Consider the following 14,237-nt stretch of genomic DNA (forward strand, 5'->3'; position numbering starts at 1 on the left):
GTTCCGATGATGATCGACGCAATCAAGGCTGCTAAGGAGTCTAAGTAATCATCTGATTGCTTTTTGAAGCGCCGTACTGCCTGCGACCTCCCGGTTTGCGGCGGGTTTTGGAGCCCCGCTTGCAATATCCGCCATGCCCGCGGAAAGCGCAGCACGCTGCTTCTGATTGTATAAGAAAAGCCGCAGAGCATTGCTCTGCGGCTTTTTTCGGCACAAAATAAAGAGAAAGAGCCTGTCTGCGCTGCAGACAGGCTCTTTTCAATCCAGATAATCGCCTACCGGACTCCGGTTGTACTGCTTGATGATACGAATGACTACCGAACCATCCTCCTGCTCCGCCTCGTCTACGATCTTATAGCGCGTGCGGTTGCGCTCCAGTGCCTGCTTGTAGTGCTCGACTTCCTCGCGCACCAGGCGCACCGCAATACTGTGCTCCAAATCCTCCTTCAGCTGAAAATGCAGGGTCTGACAAATGCACGCCGCCTTAATCCGCTTCATGTCCATTCCTCCTGTTTTGTTGATGAAATACGCAAAAAACAATGTACACAGTCGTTTTTACATATTTATTATACTGAAAACAAAATTTTTCCGCAAAGGCGTTTTTCACAAAATTTGGTGTTCCTCTGTTTGTGGAAAATCGCCATAGGCGCGCGGTTTTGTTTGTGCAGAACGGAAAAAGGACGCACAATGTGCGCCCCTACGGTCATTTGTAAGTGCAGGTTGATCAAATCAATGCAATTCGCCAACACGCGGAGTGATGAGTTCATCCCTCCCTCCGGTAAAGCATTAGCGGCATATAAAATTCGCAGATGCTATGCGAAATAACGCGCAAACGAGTTGCGCGACACTGTTATCCCTCAGGGGACCTTCTCTTGCCCTTCGGGCAATTCACCTTGTGTCGCGTCTGCGTAGAGTTGCCGGTATGTGTAGCAGAACGGCATCCGAGAACTGCGTATAGGTCGAGTAATGGACGCGTAATGCGCGTTCCTACGCAAGAGTAACCCGACTGCCGTTCCCCTATTCCGAAGCGGTCGCCGCTCTCTGATTGCCGCCGTGCTGTCCGAATAAGGGAAAGATAGGAGTTCAAAGAGGAAGGGAAACCGCAGGTGTCCCTTCCTTTTTGCCCCCGCGGCGGGCACCGCAACGTCCCCGCCGTCCGCAGACGGCGCACTCCCCGCTGAGGTGCAGCGAAAAACTTCCCGCCCGTCAGGACGAACTGCCTGCGCGGTTCGGGCATCCCGCCCAGCCGGTGCAGAAAACAGGTATGCGACCCCGTTTTCCCCATTCGGGAAAAGTACCTCAAAACGAATAAAAACGCGACATCAGGCCGCGCTGCTGCACCGCCCCGTCGCGTTTCTTAGCAATAAATAAAAACGGCAGCGAGCGAGAAGAACTCTCAAGCCCTCCACCGATGATGGTAGTAATTATAGCACTCTGCCTCTCGCCGGACAAGATTCAAATGTGCCAAAATCGCATTTACAATTCATTCATAATTGTACAATCCGACAATTCCCGCAGCAGTATTCCGTAGAAACTGACAACTTGTACAAAAACATGTCTGTTTTTTCGTCAAACGCGCGTCTGCTTTCGAGATTTTATGCTGAAATCCGCGAAAATCGCTTTACAAACAGTCATTTTCATGGTAATATAAATATACTTTCGCCCCGCGCTTAGCTGACGGACAAAGGGAGCGTTCTTATCGCCCCCATTCACCAAGCCGCGGCCCGGCCTGTGGGTGAGTAAAATTTTATTTATGAAAGGTGAACTACCGACATGATCCGTAAGGAAGACAAGACTGCCGTTATCGAGGCAAACCGTACCCACGCTACCGACACCGGTTCCCCGGAGGTTCAGGTTGCAATCCTGACCGCCCGCATCAAGGAGCTGACCGAGCACCTGAAGGTACACAAGAAGGATAACCACTCTCGCCGCGGTCTGCTGAAGATGGTTGGTCAGCGTCGTTCTATGCTGGCTTACCTGCAGAAGAAGGACATCAACCGTTACCGTGCCCTGATCGCTAAGCTGGGTATCCGTAAGTAAGAAAATGCGAAAATAGGGGAGCAGTCTGCTCCCCTGTTTCTGTATTTTAAGCTGGGCGGCATTATCGCTTTTTAGCAGTTGAAAGAGGAGCGAACCCCTGCTTCACTCTTGTTTCAAGTGCTAAAAAAGCTGCTGCCGCCCTCCCCAAACGATTAAAGGAGGAAACAAAATGGCAAACATCAACCACTTTGACTTCAAAAACTACCGCGTTTTTGAGACCGAGATCGCCGGCCGCAAGCTGACCGTCGAGACCGGCAAGATGGCACAGCTCGCTAACGGCTCCTGCCTGGTTCGCTACGGCGAGACCGCTGTTCTCGTTACTGCTACCGCATCCGCTAAGCCGCGTGACGGCATCGACTTTTTCCCGCTCTCCGTTGACTTTGAGGAGCGTATGTACGCAGTAGGCCGCATCCCCGGCTCGTTCATGCGCCGTGAGGGCCGTCCGTCCGAGAAGGCGATCCTGTCCTCTCGTCAGATCGACCGTCCGATGCGTCCGCTGTTCCCGAAGGACCTGCGCAACGACGTTTCCATCGTCTGCACCGTTCTGGAGAACGACTACGACAACTCCCCGGAGGTAGTTGCTCTGCTGGGCGCTTCCATCGCAGTTTCTATCTCTGATATTCCGTTCGACTACGTTGTAGCCGGCTGCCAGGTTGGCATCGTTGACGGCAAGACCGTTATCAACCCGACCTCCGAGCAGCGCGCTGCTTCCGAGATGGACGTTACCCTGTGTGCTACCAAGGACAAGATCGTTATGATCGAGGCCGGTGCAAAGGAAGTTCCGGAGGACGATATGTTTAACGCCCTCATGGAGGCTCATGAGGAGCTGAAAAAGGTTTGCGCGTTCATCCAGTCCATCAAGGACGAGATCGGCAAGCCGAAGTTCGAGTATGAGCATCATGACATCGACCACGATCTGTTCGACAAGCTCGAGGCAGCTTGCAATGACAAGTTCGAGGTTGCTATGGATACCGACGACAAGACCGTTCGTGACGCCGGCGTTCGTGCTATCGTTGACGAGTTTGAAGCAACTCTGGACGAGGAGTACAAGGAAGAGCACGGCGCTAACCTTGGCGAGTGCGTAGACAAGCTGCAGAAGAAGATCGTTCGCCGCTGGCTGGCAAACGGCAAGCGCGTAGACGGCCGTGGCATGGAAGAGGTTCGTCCGCTGGCTGCCGAGGTTCACGTTCTGCCGCGCGTACACGGTTCCGGCATGTTCACCCGCGGTCAGACCCAGGTTCTGACGCTCTGCACCCTGGGCACTCTGGGCGATGCGCAGGAGCTGGACACCATCTTCGAGGAGAAGGAGAAGCGCTATATCCACCACTACAACTTCCCGTCCTTCTCTGTTGGCGAAACCCGTCCGTCCCGCGGTCCCGGCCGTCGTGAGATCGGCCACGGTGCTCTGGCTGAGCGCGCTCTGCTGCCGGTTATCCCGCCGGTAAGCGAGTTCCCGTACGCGCTGCGTCTGGTTTCCGAGGTTATTTCCTCTAACGGTTCCACCTCTCAGGGCTCTGTCTGCGGCTCCACGCTGGCTCTGATGGATGCCGGTGTTCCGATCAAGGCACCGGTTGCCGGTATTTCCTGCGGTCTGATCACCGATGGCGGTCAGGAGACCACCTTCACCGATATTCAGGGCGTTGAGGACTTCTACGGCGATATGGACTTCAAGGTAGCAGGTACCAAGAAGGGCATCACCGCAATTCAGGTTGATATCAAGGTTGACGGTCTGACCCCGAACATCATCAAGCAGGCGTTCGAGAAGTGCCGCGTAGCCCGCTACGGCATTCTGGACGAGATCATGCTCAAGGCTATCCCGCAGCCGCGTGAGGACGTTTCCGACTGGGCACCGAAGATGACCACCATGCACATCAATCCGGACAAGATCCGCGAGGTTATCGGCAAGGGCGGTTCTGTAATCCAGAACATCGTTGCTGAGTCCGGTGCCAAGGTTGACATCGAGGACGACGGCACCGTTACCATCGCTGCTGTTAAGGCAACCGACGCTGACAAGGCGAAGAAGATGATCGAAGCGATCGTCAAGGAGCCGGAGCCGGGCGAAATCTACTACGGCAAGGTTGTCCGCCTGATGAACTTCGGCGCATTCGTAAACCTGCTGCCGGGCAAGGACGGCATGGTTCACATCTCCAAGATGGCTGACCACCGCATCGAGAAGGTTGAGGACGCTGTCAAGGAAGGCGACATGGTTTGGGTTAAGGTCATGGAGATCGACGACAAGGGCCGTGTAAACCTGTCCATGAAGGACGTTAAGCCGGAAGAGAAGATTCTGTAATTGAATCTCGGCTGAAATAGAGAAAAAAGGCTTCGGAGCAGTGCTCCGAAGCCTTTTTATTCATCCGGGATATACTCGATAATGTCCGAAACACTGCAGTTTAGGATAAAGCACAGTGTATCCAGCGTTTTCAGTGTGATTGTTTTACCGTGCTTCATGCGGTGCAGAATATTGGCGGAAAAGCCCTGTTTGTAAATTAAATGGTATTCTGTAACGCCTTTTTCTAAAAGCGTCCGGTAAAACGGAGCGTAACTGATCATGTACGATCACCTCACGCACACCATAACACGACCTAATATATTGACTATGCCCAATATATTGAGTATAATGTGCGTGAGGTGAGCTTGTGGCTGAATTTTGTCTGGATTGTCTCAACCGTCTGGAGGGCACCTGCTATACCAAATGGGATGTTTCACTCTCTTGGAGCAAAGATATTTGCGAAGGCTGCAGTCAGCTTCGCCGAACCGTGATTTGCCTGCGTAAGCGGACAATTCGACGGCAATATCTCGGTTTATATGATAATAATCACCGCAAATCACGCAAATAAACCATATTGACTTTCCCCTTAAAACTACTATAATGAAGATAGAAAAAGAGCGCAGCCGGTTGACGGTTACTCTCTCACGTTTTAGTCAAAAGAAATTGACCGCATACTTGTGAGGTAGGGCGGTCATTTCTTTTTGCTTACTTGAATCAACAAGGACGCAAAAGCGACAAAAAAGGTAAGTAACTGGAACCATTCTCCATACGTTACAACTATCGCACTCACCTCCTTCACAGATGCTCTGCTGAGGTTCGGTGAGAGAATAACCGCGGGCCGTTGTACTGGCTGCGCCGAAAACTGATGTTTCCCTCGATTTTACCTATAGCCGCACAATTCTTCCCTCTTCAAATGAAGAGGGATTTATGCTATAATGAGGGGTACACCAAAATCCACCGGAAAGAAGGACAAGCCCATGACCTCTGTGCTGCTGCCCGAGGGCGAACTGCGCGTAGCACGCTGCGACATGCTCGACAAGCTGATCGCGGTCGGCGACGGCGATGCGGCGCTGCTGTATCTTTATATCCTGCGGCACGGCGGCACGGACGGCTCCGCTGCAGCGCGCGCCCTGCGTCTGAGCGCCGACCGCTACGAACGTGCGGCATTCACGCTCAACAACCTGATCGCGCCGACGGAAAAAACCAAAACAACAACCGACAAATCCGCCGAAGCACCGCGCTACACCGGCGATGAGCTGCGCCACGCCCGTCTGGATGACCAGACCTTCTCCGGCCTTTGTGACGCAGCAGAGGGCATTACAGGCCGTGCGCTGACCGAGGGCCAGCTGCGCTGTCTGCTGACCATTTACGACTATCTCGGTCTGGACGCAGGCGCAACGATTGAGCTGCTCAGCTATCTGAAAAGCGAAAAGGGCACGGTCCGCACGACCGATCTGCGCCGAGAAGCCAACCAGTGGGCCGATATGGGCATTGTCACCGCGCAGGCGGCCCAGCAGTACCTGACACGCCGCGCGGATGAAAAACCGCTCAGCGAGGCGATCTACCGTGCACTCGGTGCGGATATCGAGCAGCCTGCGCCCAAGGAGCAGCGCGTCTGCCGCTTTGCACTGGCGCACGGCTTCCCTGCCGACGCAGTGGAGCTGGCGGTGCACCGCACCGGTCAAAAGCAGGGACACAAAAGTCTGGATTACACGCTCGGCATTCTGCGCCGATGGGACAATGCGGGCGTACATACGGTCAGCGAAATCACCGCTCTCGAGCCGGAAACCCGCACGTCTGCCGTGTCTGCCGTGCCTGCCGCCGTCGGTCAGACACCCGCACAGCCGACCGACAGCGCCACGCTCGCCGCTTGGGAGCAGGACTGGGCTGCACGCGTGCGCAGTCATCGCCGCAACACGGAGGAATAACCTATGGCATACGATAAAAAACTGCTCGCCGCCGCACGGCGCGAGCTGGAACGCGAGCGCACGGCTCACACCGAGGAGCTGGAAGCGCGCCGGCGTGAGATTTACACACGCGAGCCGCGTATCCGCGCAATCGACCGCGAGCTGAGCACCACGGCAGCGTCCGTTCTGCGGGCCGCAATGGAGTCCGGCGGAGACCCGACTGCTGCAATCGAAAAGCTGCGCGACCGCAATCTCGGTCTGCAGGAGGAACGCGGCGACCTGCTCCGGCAGCTTGGACTTCCCGCCGATTATCTGACCGACAAGCCGCTGTGCCCGAAATGCGGCGACACCGGCTATGCCGGCAGTGCGACCTGCGAGTGCGTCAAGGCGCGCTACGCCAAGCTGCTCAAGGAGCAGCTTTCCTCGGTGCTGCCGATTGCCGATCAGAACTTTTCCAAGTTCGACATGAGCTTTTACTCCACCCGCCCGGATGGCCGCAGCGGTATTTCGCCGCGCGAAAATATGGAATATAATCTGGGCGAATGCAAGACTTATGCCGCAAAATTCAGCAAGGATTCCCCCAATCTGCTGCTGTTCGGCTCGACCGGTTTGGGCAAGACCTTTCTCTCTACCTGCATTGCCGAGGCGGTCTCTGCACGCGGATTTTCCGTGGCCTACGACACCGCCATCAACATTGTGGCCGCGTATGAGACCATCAAATTCGGCTCCGGTGACGGCGAAGCCGCCGCAGAACGCGCTGCACGCTACGAGCGCGCCGACCTGCTCATTATCGACGATATGGGCACCGAAATGGGTACTGCCTTTACGGTTTCCGCGCTGTACAACCTGATCAACAACCGCCTGATGGCTAAGCGCCCCATGATCATCAACACCAACTTGCTGCCGGAAACGCTCAGCGAGAAATACTCGCCTGCCGTGGCCTCCCGCCTGCTCGGCGAGTTCCTGCCGCTGCGGTTCTTCGGCGATGACATCCGGCTGCTAAAAATGCGCAGAACATAAACAAATCCCTCTCTTTTTTGCGAGAAAGAGAGGGATTTTTAGGTAACACCGCATAATTGAACAAGAGCGATTTGCGAGGAATTGTGCGGTGTTGCCTCAGATTTCGGATTGTTTGCCGAGCAGCTTATCGCGCCAGCGACCAAACCGATGCGTAATCATGCGCAGCTCGATACCGACAAGCAGCGCCGCGATAACCGTACCAATACCAACGCTGCCCAGTCCGTGCAGGAAAATCAGGCAGGTGATGAGCGAAATGATGACCATGGACACATCAAACGCGATTTTGACGGTCGGGAATGGCTTGCCGGTCAGCGTGGAGATGGCCAGCATAGCGCCTTCACCGGCCAGCGGCATAATATCCGCCGGAACGTAGAAAAAGATGCCGATTGCAACGAAAACAGTAGCAATCCAGCACATCAGCAAACGAATAATCAGGTTGTCCGTCGCGGGAAACATTGCCGCAAGCGTGTTGCAGGTGGTCGTGAATGCGCCGAACACCATGCCGACCGGAATCTGCAGCAGGTTTTTGCATTCAAAGCGGCGGCGCATCAGCAGCATTTGCAGGATGACCAGAATAACGTGGAAAATGACGGTCGCAACACCCATCTCAATGCTCCAGACACAGGTCATGGTGTATGGGATGGAGCTGACCGGCGACACGCCGAGATTGGACTTGACCGACAGTGCAATGCCGATAGTCATGACGAAGAAGCCACCGAAGTAATACAGCAGCCGAATACCGAGTTTAGAACCTTTCATGCCTATTTTATCCCCTTTTAGTTGTTTAGATTGCGATAAATACGCTCGAGCAGGGTCTGTACCTGCTGCATCTCCTGCGGTGAGAAGCCGCGCAGCGCCTCCTCTTCTGCGGCTGCAAAGATAGCATTCAAGCGGCGGCACTGTTCCCAACCGAGATCGGTCAGGCGGACATACACCGTACGGCGGTTTTCGTCGCGTGTGCTGCGTTCAAGCAGTCCGGCGCGTTCCATTCCCCCGAGGATGGTAGAAAGCGAGGACGGCTCGATATGGCAGCCCTGGGCGATATCCTTTTGTATGGCGCCGTCGTGATCCTGCAGGAAGTCCAGCACTTTGGGCTGTCCAGTGGTCAGACCGAGCGGTTTGATGCGCGACATGACAAGTTTCTGCAGCATGGCATGGTCAGCCATGAGCAGGTAATGGGTGGAAAATTCCATTGCGTTCTCCTTTGTTCTAATTCAAACAGTTTGCTTTCTAATTATATGCCCATGAGTTCGGATTGTCAAATTGTATTTTTATACTTTTTGTTATATTTTCTTTCTTTATTATAGATTACTTTCCGTTATATTATCATTAGATATAACTTTACGCTGTTTCTTTAACGATTCTGCGCCTGCGCGGCGCAGGCGTGCAAGAGGGTAGCTGCCAAGGTTGCTTACTCCGAATTTTGAAGCATTTTCGGTTTCAGCAATCCCGCAGATTCTGCAAAATACCGTAGTTTTCTCGAAACAAGTGTATAATAAAAATATTGGTTTATTATTAGTAAAATAAAACGAGAGCGTATAGCTTGAAATTGCTATACGCTCTCAATCTGTCAAAAAAGTATTATTTTAATTTTTACGCTTCGTGCGGTAGCACGCATTTAATAGAATTTGCAAAGCAAATTCATAAAAACCGAGGGCGTGTACCTCGGTTTTTATACTTTAAGAGGGAGAAAGTTTCCGAATGGGAACTTTCGGACGTCCGTGTTTTGCGAAGTCAAAACACAGATTGTCGGAAAAACGAAGTTTTTCGACAGTCTCAGAGCGTATAGCTTGAACTTGCTATACGCTCTTTTTATAGCCTTGCAATCTATTTGCAAATAGCATGAATTTTTACACATTCCCGCGGAATTTAATCGTAATATCCGTCATATTCATGCGCTCTCTGGGGAACTGGTGGCGCTCGAGGTAGTCGTAGAGCAGGCGGATTGGGAGCGTGCCCTGTGTTTTGACGTCCTGCCCGATGATGAAATCGACCGTACCGTTTTTTACCATTTTGATGTTGCCCTCGGTGACATCGTGAACGACGATGTGCAGCTTTTCGCTGCGGTGTGCGGCGTGCACGGCGCGGTAAACGCCCTCCCGTCCTGCGGAGGTCAGATAGATGCCGCGCAGCTCGCTGTCCGACTGAATGGCGCGCATAGCGATGCGCTCGGAAAGGCTTTCGTCGAGGAACGAGCATTCCGGGTGCAGAACCCGGATATCCGGAAAACTCTCCGCCATTTCGGTGCTGAAGCCGGTAAAACGCTGCGAGTCGGCATAGTGACCGCTGCGCTGCCCCAGAATCGGCAGCACGCTGCCGTGCCCCTGCATGACCATGCCGAGCAGTGCGGCGGCGGCGCGGCCGCTCGCGATGTTGTCCGCGCCGACATAGGCGATGCGGTTCGCATCGGTGATATCCGTGTTGAGCGTCACGACAGGGATGCCCTGCTGCTCACTGAGCGTGTTTATCCTGTCGCGCACGAGCGTGTTCGCGAGCGGCATGAGCGCGAGGCCGTCGATGTGCTCGGTCGTTACCAGCTCATCGATCAGCGTCAGCTGATGCTGCACATCCGTGTCCTGCATCGCGCGCACGATGACCGTGATGTTCGGGAGAAGCTCACGCTCGGAAAAGCTCTCGAACAGCTCGCACAGCATCTGCACGAAGGGCGAATGGTCGGAGTGGAGCACCACGCCGATCTTCCACTGCTGCGTCTGCTGCATGACGAGGCGGTTTGAGATATAGCCCATTTCGCGCGCCGTCGCGCGGATGCGCTCCGCAACTTCCTCGCGCACACCCTCCTTGTGGTGCAGGGCGCGGTCCACCGTTCCGCGCGACACCCCGCAGCGGTCAGCAATCTGCTGCATCGTTACCATAAAATCACTCTCCTGCGTTATCTGTACTTATACTATATCATAAAATACAGCCGTGCGCCAGATGTTACATCTGCACGAAAATGTTGTACCGCACATCTCCAATGATACAATGATAGCGCTATTTTTGTGTATAATATCATAAACACTCGCAATCTTAATATGCACAATCACGATATAATGCACGGATAAATGATAGTGCGCCCAAGCTATTGCAACCGGAAATCCACTGTGATATTCTGTGATTGTCAAGTGAACAAGGCCATTCACAAAACCGAAAAATTCCCCAAAAGAGAGTGAGAGAAACAAAATGTCATTTTTCAGTTCCATGATCTGGATCGCGCTGAGCTTCCTGTTTTTCACCGTCATGGTGGCAGTCATTTCAGCGTGGAAGACCCGAGATGACAAGCTCGACACCGCCGAGGGATACTTCCTCGCGGGGCGCGGACTGCCGGGTATTGTCATTGCAGGCTCGCTGCTGCTGACCAACCTGTCCGCAGAACAGCTTGTCGGCACAAACGGTCAGGGCTGGGCTTCCAATATGAGCCCGATCGGCTGGGAGGTCGGTGCACTGTTCACGCTGTTTGCGCTGGCGCTGTGGTTCCTGCCAACCTACCTCAAAATGGGCACGACCACCATCCCGCAGCTGATGGAAGCACGCTTTGGCCGCGGCACCAAGCTGATGTTCTCGTTCGTCATCGTTGTGATGTACTCCATCCTCAATCTGCCGGTCATCCTTTACTCCGGTGCAGTTGTATTTGAGAATATCTTCGATATTTCCGGTATCTTCGGCATCAGCAAGTTCCAGGCTGTTGCAATTCTGTGTGTCGTTATCGGCATTATCGGCGGCTGCTACGCCATCTTCGGCGGTTTGAAGGCGGTTGCCGTATCCGACACCATCAACGGCATCGGCCTTATCATCGGCGGTCTGATGATCCCGTTCCTCGCGCTGACGTTGCTGGGTCACGAGACCACCGGCGGCGGTCTCGTAGAAGGTGTCAAGTACCTCGTACAAACCGAACCCGAAAAGCTCAACGCATGGGCTTCGTGGGATGCTGCTGAACCGGCTCTGCCGTGGCCGCTCATCTTCACGGGCATGTTCTTCAACAACCTGTACTGGTGGTGCACGAATCAGTCCTTTGTACAGCGCGCACTTGCTGCACAGAGCCTGAAGGAAGGTCAGAAGGGCGCGATCTACTGCGGTTTCCTCAAGACCATCGGCTTCTTCTATCTGGTACTGCCGGGCGTTATCGCTTACCACCTGCCGTCCATTCAGGACAAGCTGGCGGCGGCCGGTTCCTCCGCGATCGACTTTGCTTATCCGGCACTGGTTTCCGCCGTTGTTCCCAAGCCGGTCATGGGCTTCTTCGCTGCTGTTCTGTTCGGCGCGATCCTGTCCTCGTTCAACTCGGTGCTCAACTCCGCATCGACCATGTTTACCCTCGACCTGTACCGCACCGCCATCAATCCGAAGGCTTCGGATATGCAGTGTGTCAAGGTCGGCAAGATCTACGGCACCTGCGCCGGTACAGTCGCTATCTGCGTGGCACCGTTCGTTATGTTCGCCAAGGGCATCACGACCTTCCTCAACTCTATGAGCCAGTTCGTTTCCCTGCCGATTCTGTTCACCGTACTCGGCGCGCTGATCTTCCGCAAGGCACCGAAGTACGCGCCCAAGGTCATCACCGCTGTTCACGTTATCGCTTACGGCGCGTTTATGATCCTCAAGCCCTGCTACCCCACCTCGGGTGAGCCGATTCATTATCTGTACGCCATCGCTGTGCTGTTCGTCGTTGAATTTGCCATCATGTGGTATCTGAACAAGTACCGCGGCACAGAGGACTATGTTCCGGCCGATGTCGGCGCAGTCGATCTGACTCCGTGGAAGTATCGCCATATCGTATGTATCATCGGTATCATTCTGGCGATCGGCATCTACATTCTGTTTTCGCCCATCGGCATTGCCGCATGAGTATAATAACTAACCAAGAACCTGTTTGAGAAAAGAAAAGGAGAACAATTACTATGAAACTCGGATTTAATGAAGCAAATGACCGTTTCTGCAAGAACCACAGTGTTATGATGGACCTCGAGCTGTGTGAGAAGTACGGCTTCGACTGCATCGACATTCAGTCGGAATGCCTGAACCGCGACCTCGAAGCCGGCAAGATCACCCTCGAGGAGATGGGCGCATGGTTCCAGAGCCACCACCTCAAGATGCTTTCCTATAACGCGCTGTGCTTCTTCAACATGAAGCAGACGCAGGAGGAAAAGGACGCCGTGATGGCTGAGCTGGACGAGATCATCCGCCGCTGCAACATCCTCGGCTGCAAAATGATCGTTGTCGTACCGAGCAAGGACATGAAGGAGCGCGGCCTGACCCCGACCCGCAAGGAAATCCGCGAGGATGCAGTTGCTGTTCTCAAGGAAATGGTTAAGAAGTGCGAGCCGCACGGCATCCGCCTGAGCCTTGAGTTCTGCGGCGAGCCGTCCATGACCATCAACCGCTTCGAGGACGCTTACGCAATCGTTGAGGAAGTAAACAGCCCGCTGGTTGGTGTAACGCTCGATCAGTACCACTTCTACGCAATGGGATCCGGCTGGGATACCCTCGAAAAGGCGGACGGCAAGAAGATTTTCGTATGGCACCTGAACGGCACCGAGGACATGCCGTGCGGCGCGTACTACAACAACGACGAGAAGCGTCTGTGGCCGGGTGCCGAGGGCGACTGCCTGCCGCATGCACGCTACGCTGATACGCTCAAGAAGATCGGCTTTGACGGCGACTGCTGCACCATCGAGATTTTCCGTCCGGCATACTATGAGATGTCGCAGGAGGAGAACGTAAAGAAGTCCGCAGAAGTCACCCGCGCACACGTTGAAAAATACGCACAGTTCTAATATCGTAAAATCAGCAGTATCTCACAGCATATTCCCCAGCATTTATCACATTTTTTTGATCTGTAAAGGAGAATTTATTATGAGCTATCTGAAGAAAATCGGCGCACTGTTTGTTTCCTCCGCATTGATGGCATCCATGCTCGCAGGCTGCGGCTCATCCTCCGATTCCACCGGCGGCAACGGCTCTCAGGCTGAGGGCGGCGATGGCAATTACAACATTTCCATCGTGTTCAAGACCACCTCGAACGAATACACCCAGTACATGATGGCAGGCGCGGAAAAGGCCGCCGCTGAAACCGGCGCAGTGCTCGACATGAAGGGCGCGACCTCGGAAACCGCCTATGACGAGCAGCAGAACATGATCGAAACCGATCTGCACGCCAACAAGTATGACGCGATGATTATCGCACCGCTGCAGGGCGATATGGCTTCCACGCTGGTAAGCGGCACGGATATGCCCATCTTCGCAATCGACACGGACTTTAATGCACCGGAGAAGATCTCCTTCATCGGCATCGGCCAGAAGGATGCAGCGGCAAGCGGCGGCGAAAAGGCTGTCGAGGCGGCGAAGGCAGCAGGCTGGGATAAGATCGAAGCGGCTTATATTGCAGGCGTACAGGGCGACTCCACCGCCGATGCACGCCGCACCGGTTTCCAGGAGGGCATTGACGGCGCTGGCGGCACGTTCCTCGCAAACGAGGTGCAGTATGCTGATGCAGTAGCGGACAAGGCAACCGTCTGCATGGAGGGCATCATGCAGAGCCATCCGGAAGGTCTGGCAATCATCGCCTGCCACAACGATGACTGCGCGATCGCGGCAGCGCGTGCAGCAGCGAACAATCCGGCATACGCTAAGACCATCTTCATCGGCTTTGACGGCAATATTACCGCAGCACAGTCCATCCTCGATGGCGGCGAAACCATGACCGTTGCACAGAGCGGTTACGATCAGGGCTATCAGGCGGTTAAGACCGTTGTGGCACACCTCAACGGCGAAAAGGTAGACAGCTTTGTTGACTGCGGTACCAAGGTCATCGACAGCACCACCGCCGAGGACTACATGGCAACCCTCAAGAGCCAGATGGACGGCAAGGCAGTTGCACAGTAAACCGTAATACCATGCGCTGCACTTGCAGCAGCAAGTGCAGCGTATCTATTAAACAATCACGTTTCTATAAGGAGAGATTTCCAATGGGCATTTTGAAAATTGGCGTTGTAGGCTGCGGC

Annotated in this window: 13 protein-coding genes; 7 read left to right on the forward strand and 6 right to left on the reverse strand. The window is 54.3% G+C overall.

The genetic code is table 11. The annotated features are described in order from the left end of the window. Both PGS25_RS14545 and PGS25_RS14550 read right to left on the reverse strand, forming a co-directional pair. The coding region (locus tag PGS25_RS14545) for a hypothetical protein (protein WP_270419234.1) at window positions 1-191 on the reverse strand (191 nt) is incomplete at its 3' end. 67 nt (window positions 192-258) lie between these two features. Beyond that, entirely contained in the window at window positions 259-498 is a 240-nt protein-coding gene (locus PGS25_RS14550) for a hypothetical protein (protein ID WP_270419236.1), read from the reverse strand. A gap of 1,275 nt (window positions 499-1,773) precedes the next feature. Here PGS25_RS14550 and rpsO point away from each other — a divergent pair. After that, the gene (gene rpsO / locus PGS25_RS14555) at window positions 1,774-2,040 is read left to right on the forward strand and encodes a 30S ribosomal protein S15 (RefSeq protein ID WP_110435855.1); all 267 of its coding nucleotides are present in this window, start codon (window positions 1,774-1,776) and stop codon (window positions 2,038-2,040) included. Between the two features lie 169 nt (window positions 2,041-2,209). Beyond that, a complete protein-coding gene (locus PGS25_RS14560) occupies window positions 2,210-4,333 on the forward strand; it encodes a polyribonucleotide nucleotidyltransferase (RefSeq protein ID WP_110435854.1) in 2,124 nt (707 codons plus the stop codon). Window positions 4,334-4,389: 56 nt separating this feature from the next. Here PGS25_RS14560 and PGS25_RS14565 read toward each other — a convergent pair whose 3' ends face one another. Further along, window positions 4,390-4,593 (reverse strand): helix-turn-helix domain-containing protein, encoded by a 204-nt coding sequence (locus PGS25_RS14565; protein ID WP_110435853.1) that lies wholly within the window; start codon window positions 4,591-4,593, stop codon window positions 4,390-4,392. A gap of 654 nt (window positions 4,594-5,247) precedes the next feature. On the opposite strand from PGS25_RS14565, the gene PGS25_RS14570 reads away from it, so the two are divergent. Further along, window positions 5,248-6,240 (forward strand): DnaD domain protein, encoded by a 993-nt coding sequence (locus PGS25_RS14570; protein ID WP_270419237.1) that lies wholly within the window; start codon window positions 5,248-5,250, stop codon window positions 6,238-6,240. A 3-nt stretch (window positions 6,241-6,243) separates the two neighbouring features. Further along, window positions 6,244-7,239 (forward strand): ATP-binding protein, encoded by a 996-nt coding sequence (locus PGS25_RS14575; protein ID WP_270419239.1) that lies wholly within the window; start codon window positions 6,244-6,246, stop codon window positions 7,237-7,239. A 96-nt stretch (window positions 7,240-7,335) separates the two neighbouring features. On the opposite strand, the gene PGS25_RS14580 is transcribed toward PGS25_RS14575, so the two are convergent. The 3 genes from PGS25_RS14580 to PGS25_RS14590 all read right to left on the reverse strand — a co-directional run bounded on the left by PGS25_RS14580 (window position 7,336) and on the right by PGS25_RS14590 (window position 10,112). Continuing rightward, window positions 7,336-7,998 (reverse strand): YczE/YyaS/YitT family protein, encoded by a 663-nt coding sequence (locus PGS25_RS14580; RefSeq protein WP_270419241.1) that lies wholly within the window; start codon window positions 7,996-7,998, stop codon window positions 7,336-7,338. Window positions 7,999-8,015: 17 nt separating this feature from the next. After that, complete coding sequence (locus tag PGS25_RS14585) at window positions 8,016-8,432, reverse strand: MarR family winged helix-turn-helix transcriptional regulator (protein ID WP_270419243.1); 417 nt, start codon at window positions 8,430-8,432, stop codon at window positions 8,016-8,018. 657 nt (window positions 8,433-9,089) lie between these two features. Then, entirely contained in the window at window positions 9,090-10,112 is a 1,023-nt protein-coding gene (locus tag PGS25_RS14590; protein WP_270419244.1) for a LacI family DNA-binding transcriptional regulator, read from the reverse strand. Between the two features lie 307 nt (window positions 10,113-10,419). On the opposite strand from PGS25_RS14590, the gene PGS25_RS14595 reads away from it, so the two are divergent. The 3 genes from PGS25_RS14595 (at window position 10,420) to PGS25_RS14605 (ending at window position 14,118) form a co-directional block, all read left to right on the forward strand. Next, window positions 10,420-12,081: a solute:sodium symporter family transporter gene (locus tag PGS25_RS14595; protein ID WP_270419245.1), complete on the forward strand. Its 1,662-nt coding sequence runs from the start codon at window positions 10,420-10,422 to the stop codon at window positions 12,079-12,081. A gap of 53 nt (window positions 12,082-12,134) precedes the next feature. After that, window positions 12,135-13,010, forward strand: coding sequence for a sugar phosphate isomerase/epimerase family protein (locus PGS25_RS14600; protein ID WP_117492511.1), 876 nt, complete (start codon window positions 12,135-12,137; stop codon window positions 13,008-13,010). 79 nt (window positions 13,011-13,089) lie between these two features. Then, window positions 13,090-14,118: a sugar ABC transporter substrate-binding protein gene (locus PGS25_RS14605; protein ID WP_270419247.1), complete on the forward strand. Its 1,029-nt coding sequence runs from the start codon at window positions 13,090-13,092 to the stop codon at window positions 14,116-14,118. Window positions 14,119-14,237: the final 119 nt, after the last annotated feature.

This window comes from Butyricicoccus sp. AM78-15b2TA (assembly GCF_027665985.1).
Lineage (GTDB): Bacteria > Bacillota > Clostridia > Oscillospirales > Butyricicoccaceae > Agathobaculum > Agathobaculum butyriciproducens.

Coding starts and splice junctions, on each gene's coding strand:
- PGS25_RS14550 (WP_270419236.1), bottom strand. CDS start 498: ATGAAGCGGATTAAGGCGGCGTGCATTTGTCAGACCCTGCATTTTCAG.
- rpsO (WP_110435855.1), top strand. CDS start 1,774: ATGATCCGTAAGGAAGACAAGACTGCCGTTATCGAGGCAAACCGTACC.
- PGS25_RS14560 (WP_110435854.1), top strand. CDS start 2,210: ATGGCAAACATCAACCACTTTGACTTCAAAAACTACCGCGTTTTTGAG.
- PGS25_RS14565 (WP_110435853.1), bottom strand. CDS start 4,593: ATGATCAGTTACGCTCCGTTTTACCGGACGCTTTTAGAAAAAGGCGTT.
- PGS25_RS14570 (WP_270419237.1), top strand. CDS start 5,248: ATGAGGGGTACACCAAAATCCACCGGAAAGAAGGACAAGCCCATGACC.
- PGS25_RS14575 (WP_270419239.1), top strand. CDS start 6,244: ATGGCATACGATAAAAAACTGCTCGCCGCCGCACGGCGCGAGCTGGAA.
- PGS25_RS14580 (WP_270419241.1), bottom strand. CDS start 7,998: ATGAAAGGTTCTAAACTCGGTATTCGGCTGCTGTATTACTTCGGTGGC.
- PGS25_RS14585 (WP_270419243.1), bottom strand. CDS start 8,432: ATGGAATTTTCCACCCATTACCTGCTCATGGCTGACCATGCCATGCTG.
- PGS25_RS14590 (WP_270419244.1), bottom strand. CDS start 10,112: ATGGTAACGATGCAGCAGATTGCTGACCGCTGCGGGGTGTCGCGCGGA.
- PGS25_RS14595 (WP_270419245.1), top strand. CDS start 10,420: ATGTCATTTTTCAGTTCCATGATCTGGATCGCGCTGAGCTTCCTGTTT.
- PGS25_RS14600 (WP_117492511.1), top strand. CDS start 12,135: ATGAAACTCGGATTTAATGAAGCAAATGACCGTTTCTGCAAGAACCAC.
- PGS25_RS14605 (WP_270419247.1), top strand. CDS start 13,090: ATGAGCTATCTGAAGAAAATCGGCGCACTGTTTGTTTCCTCCGCATTG.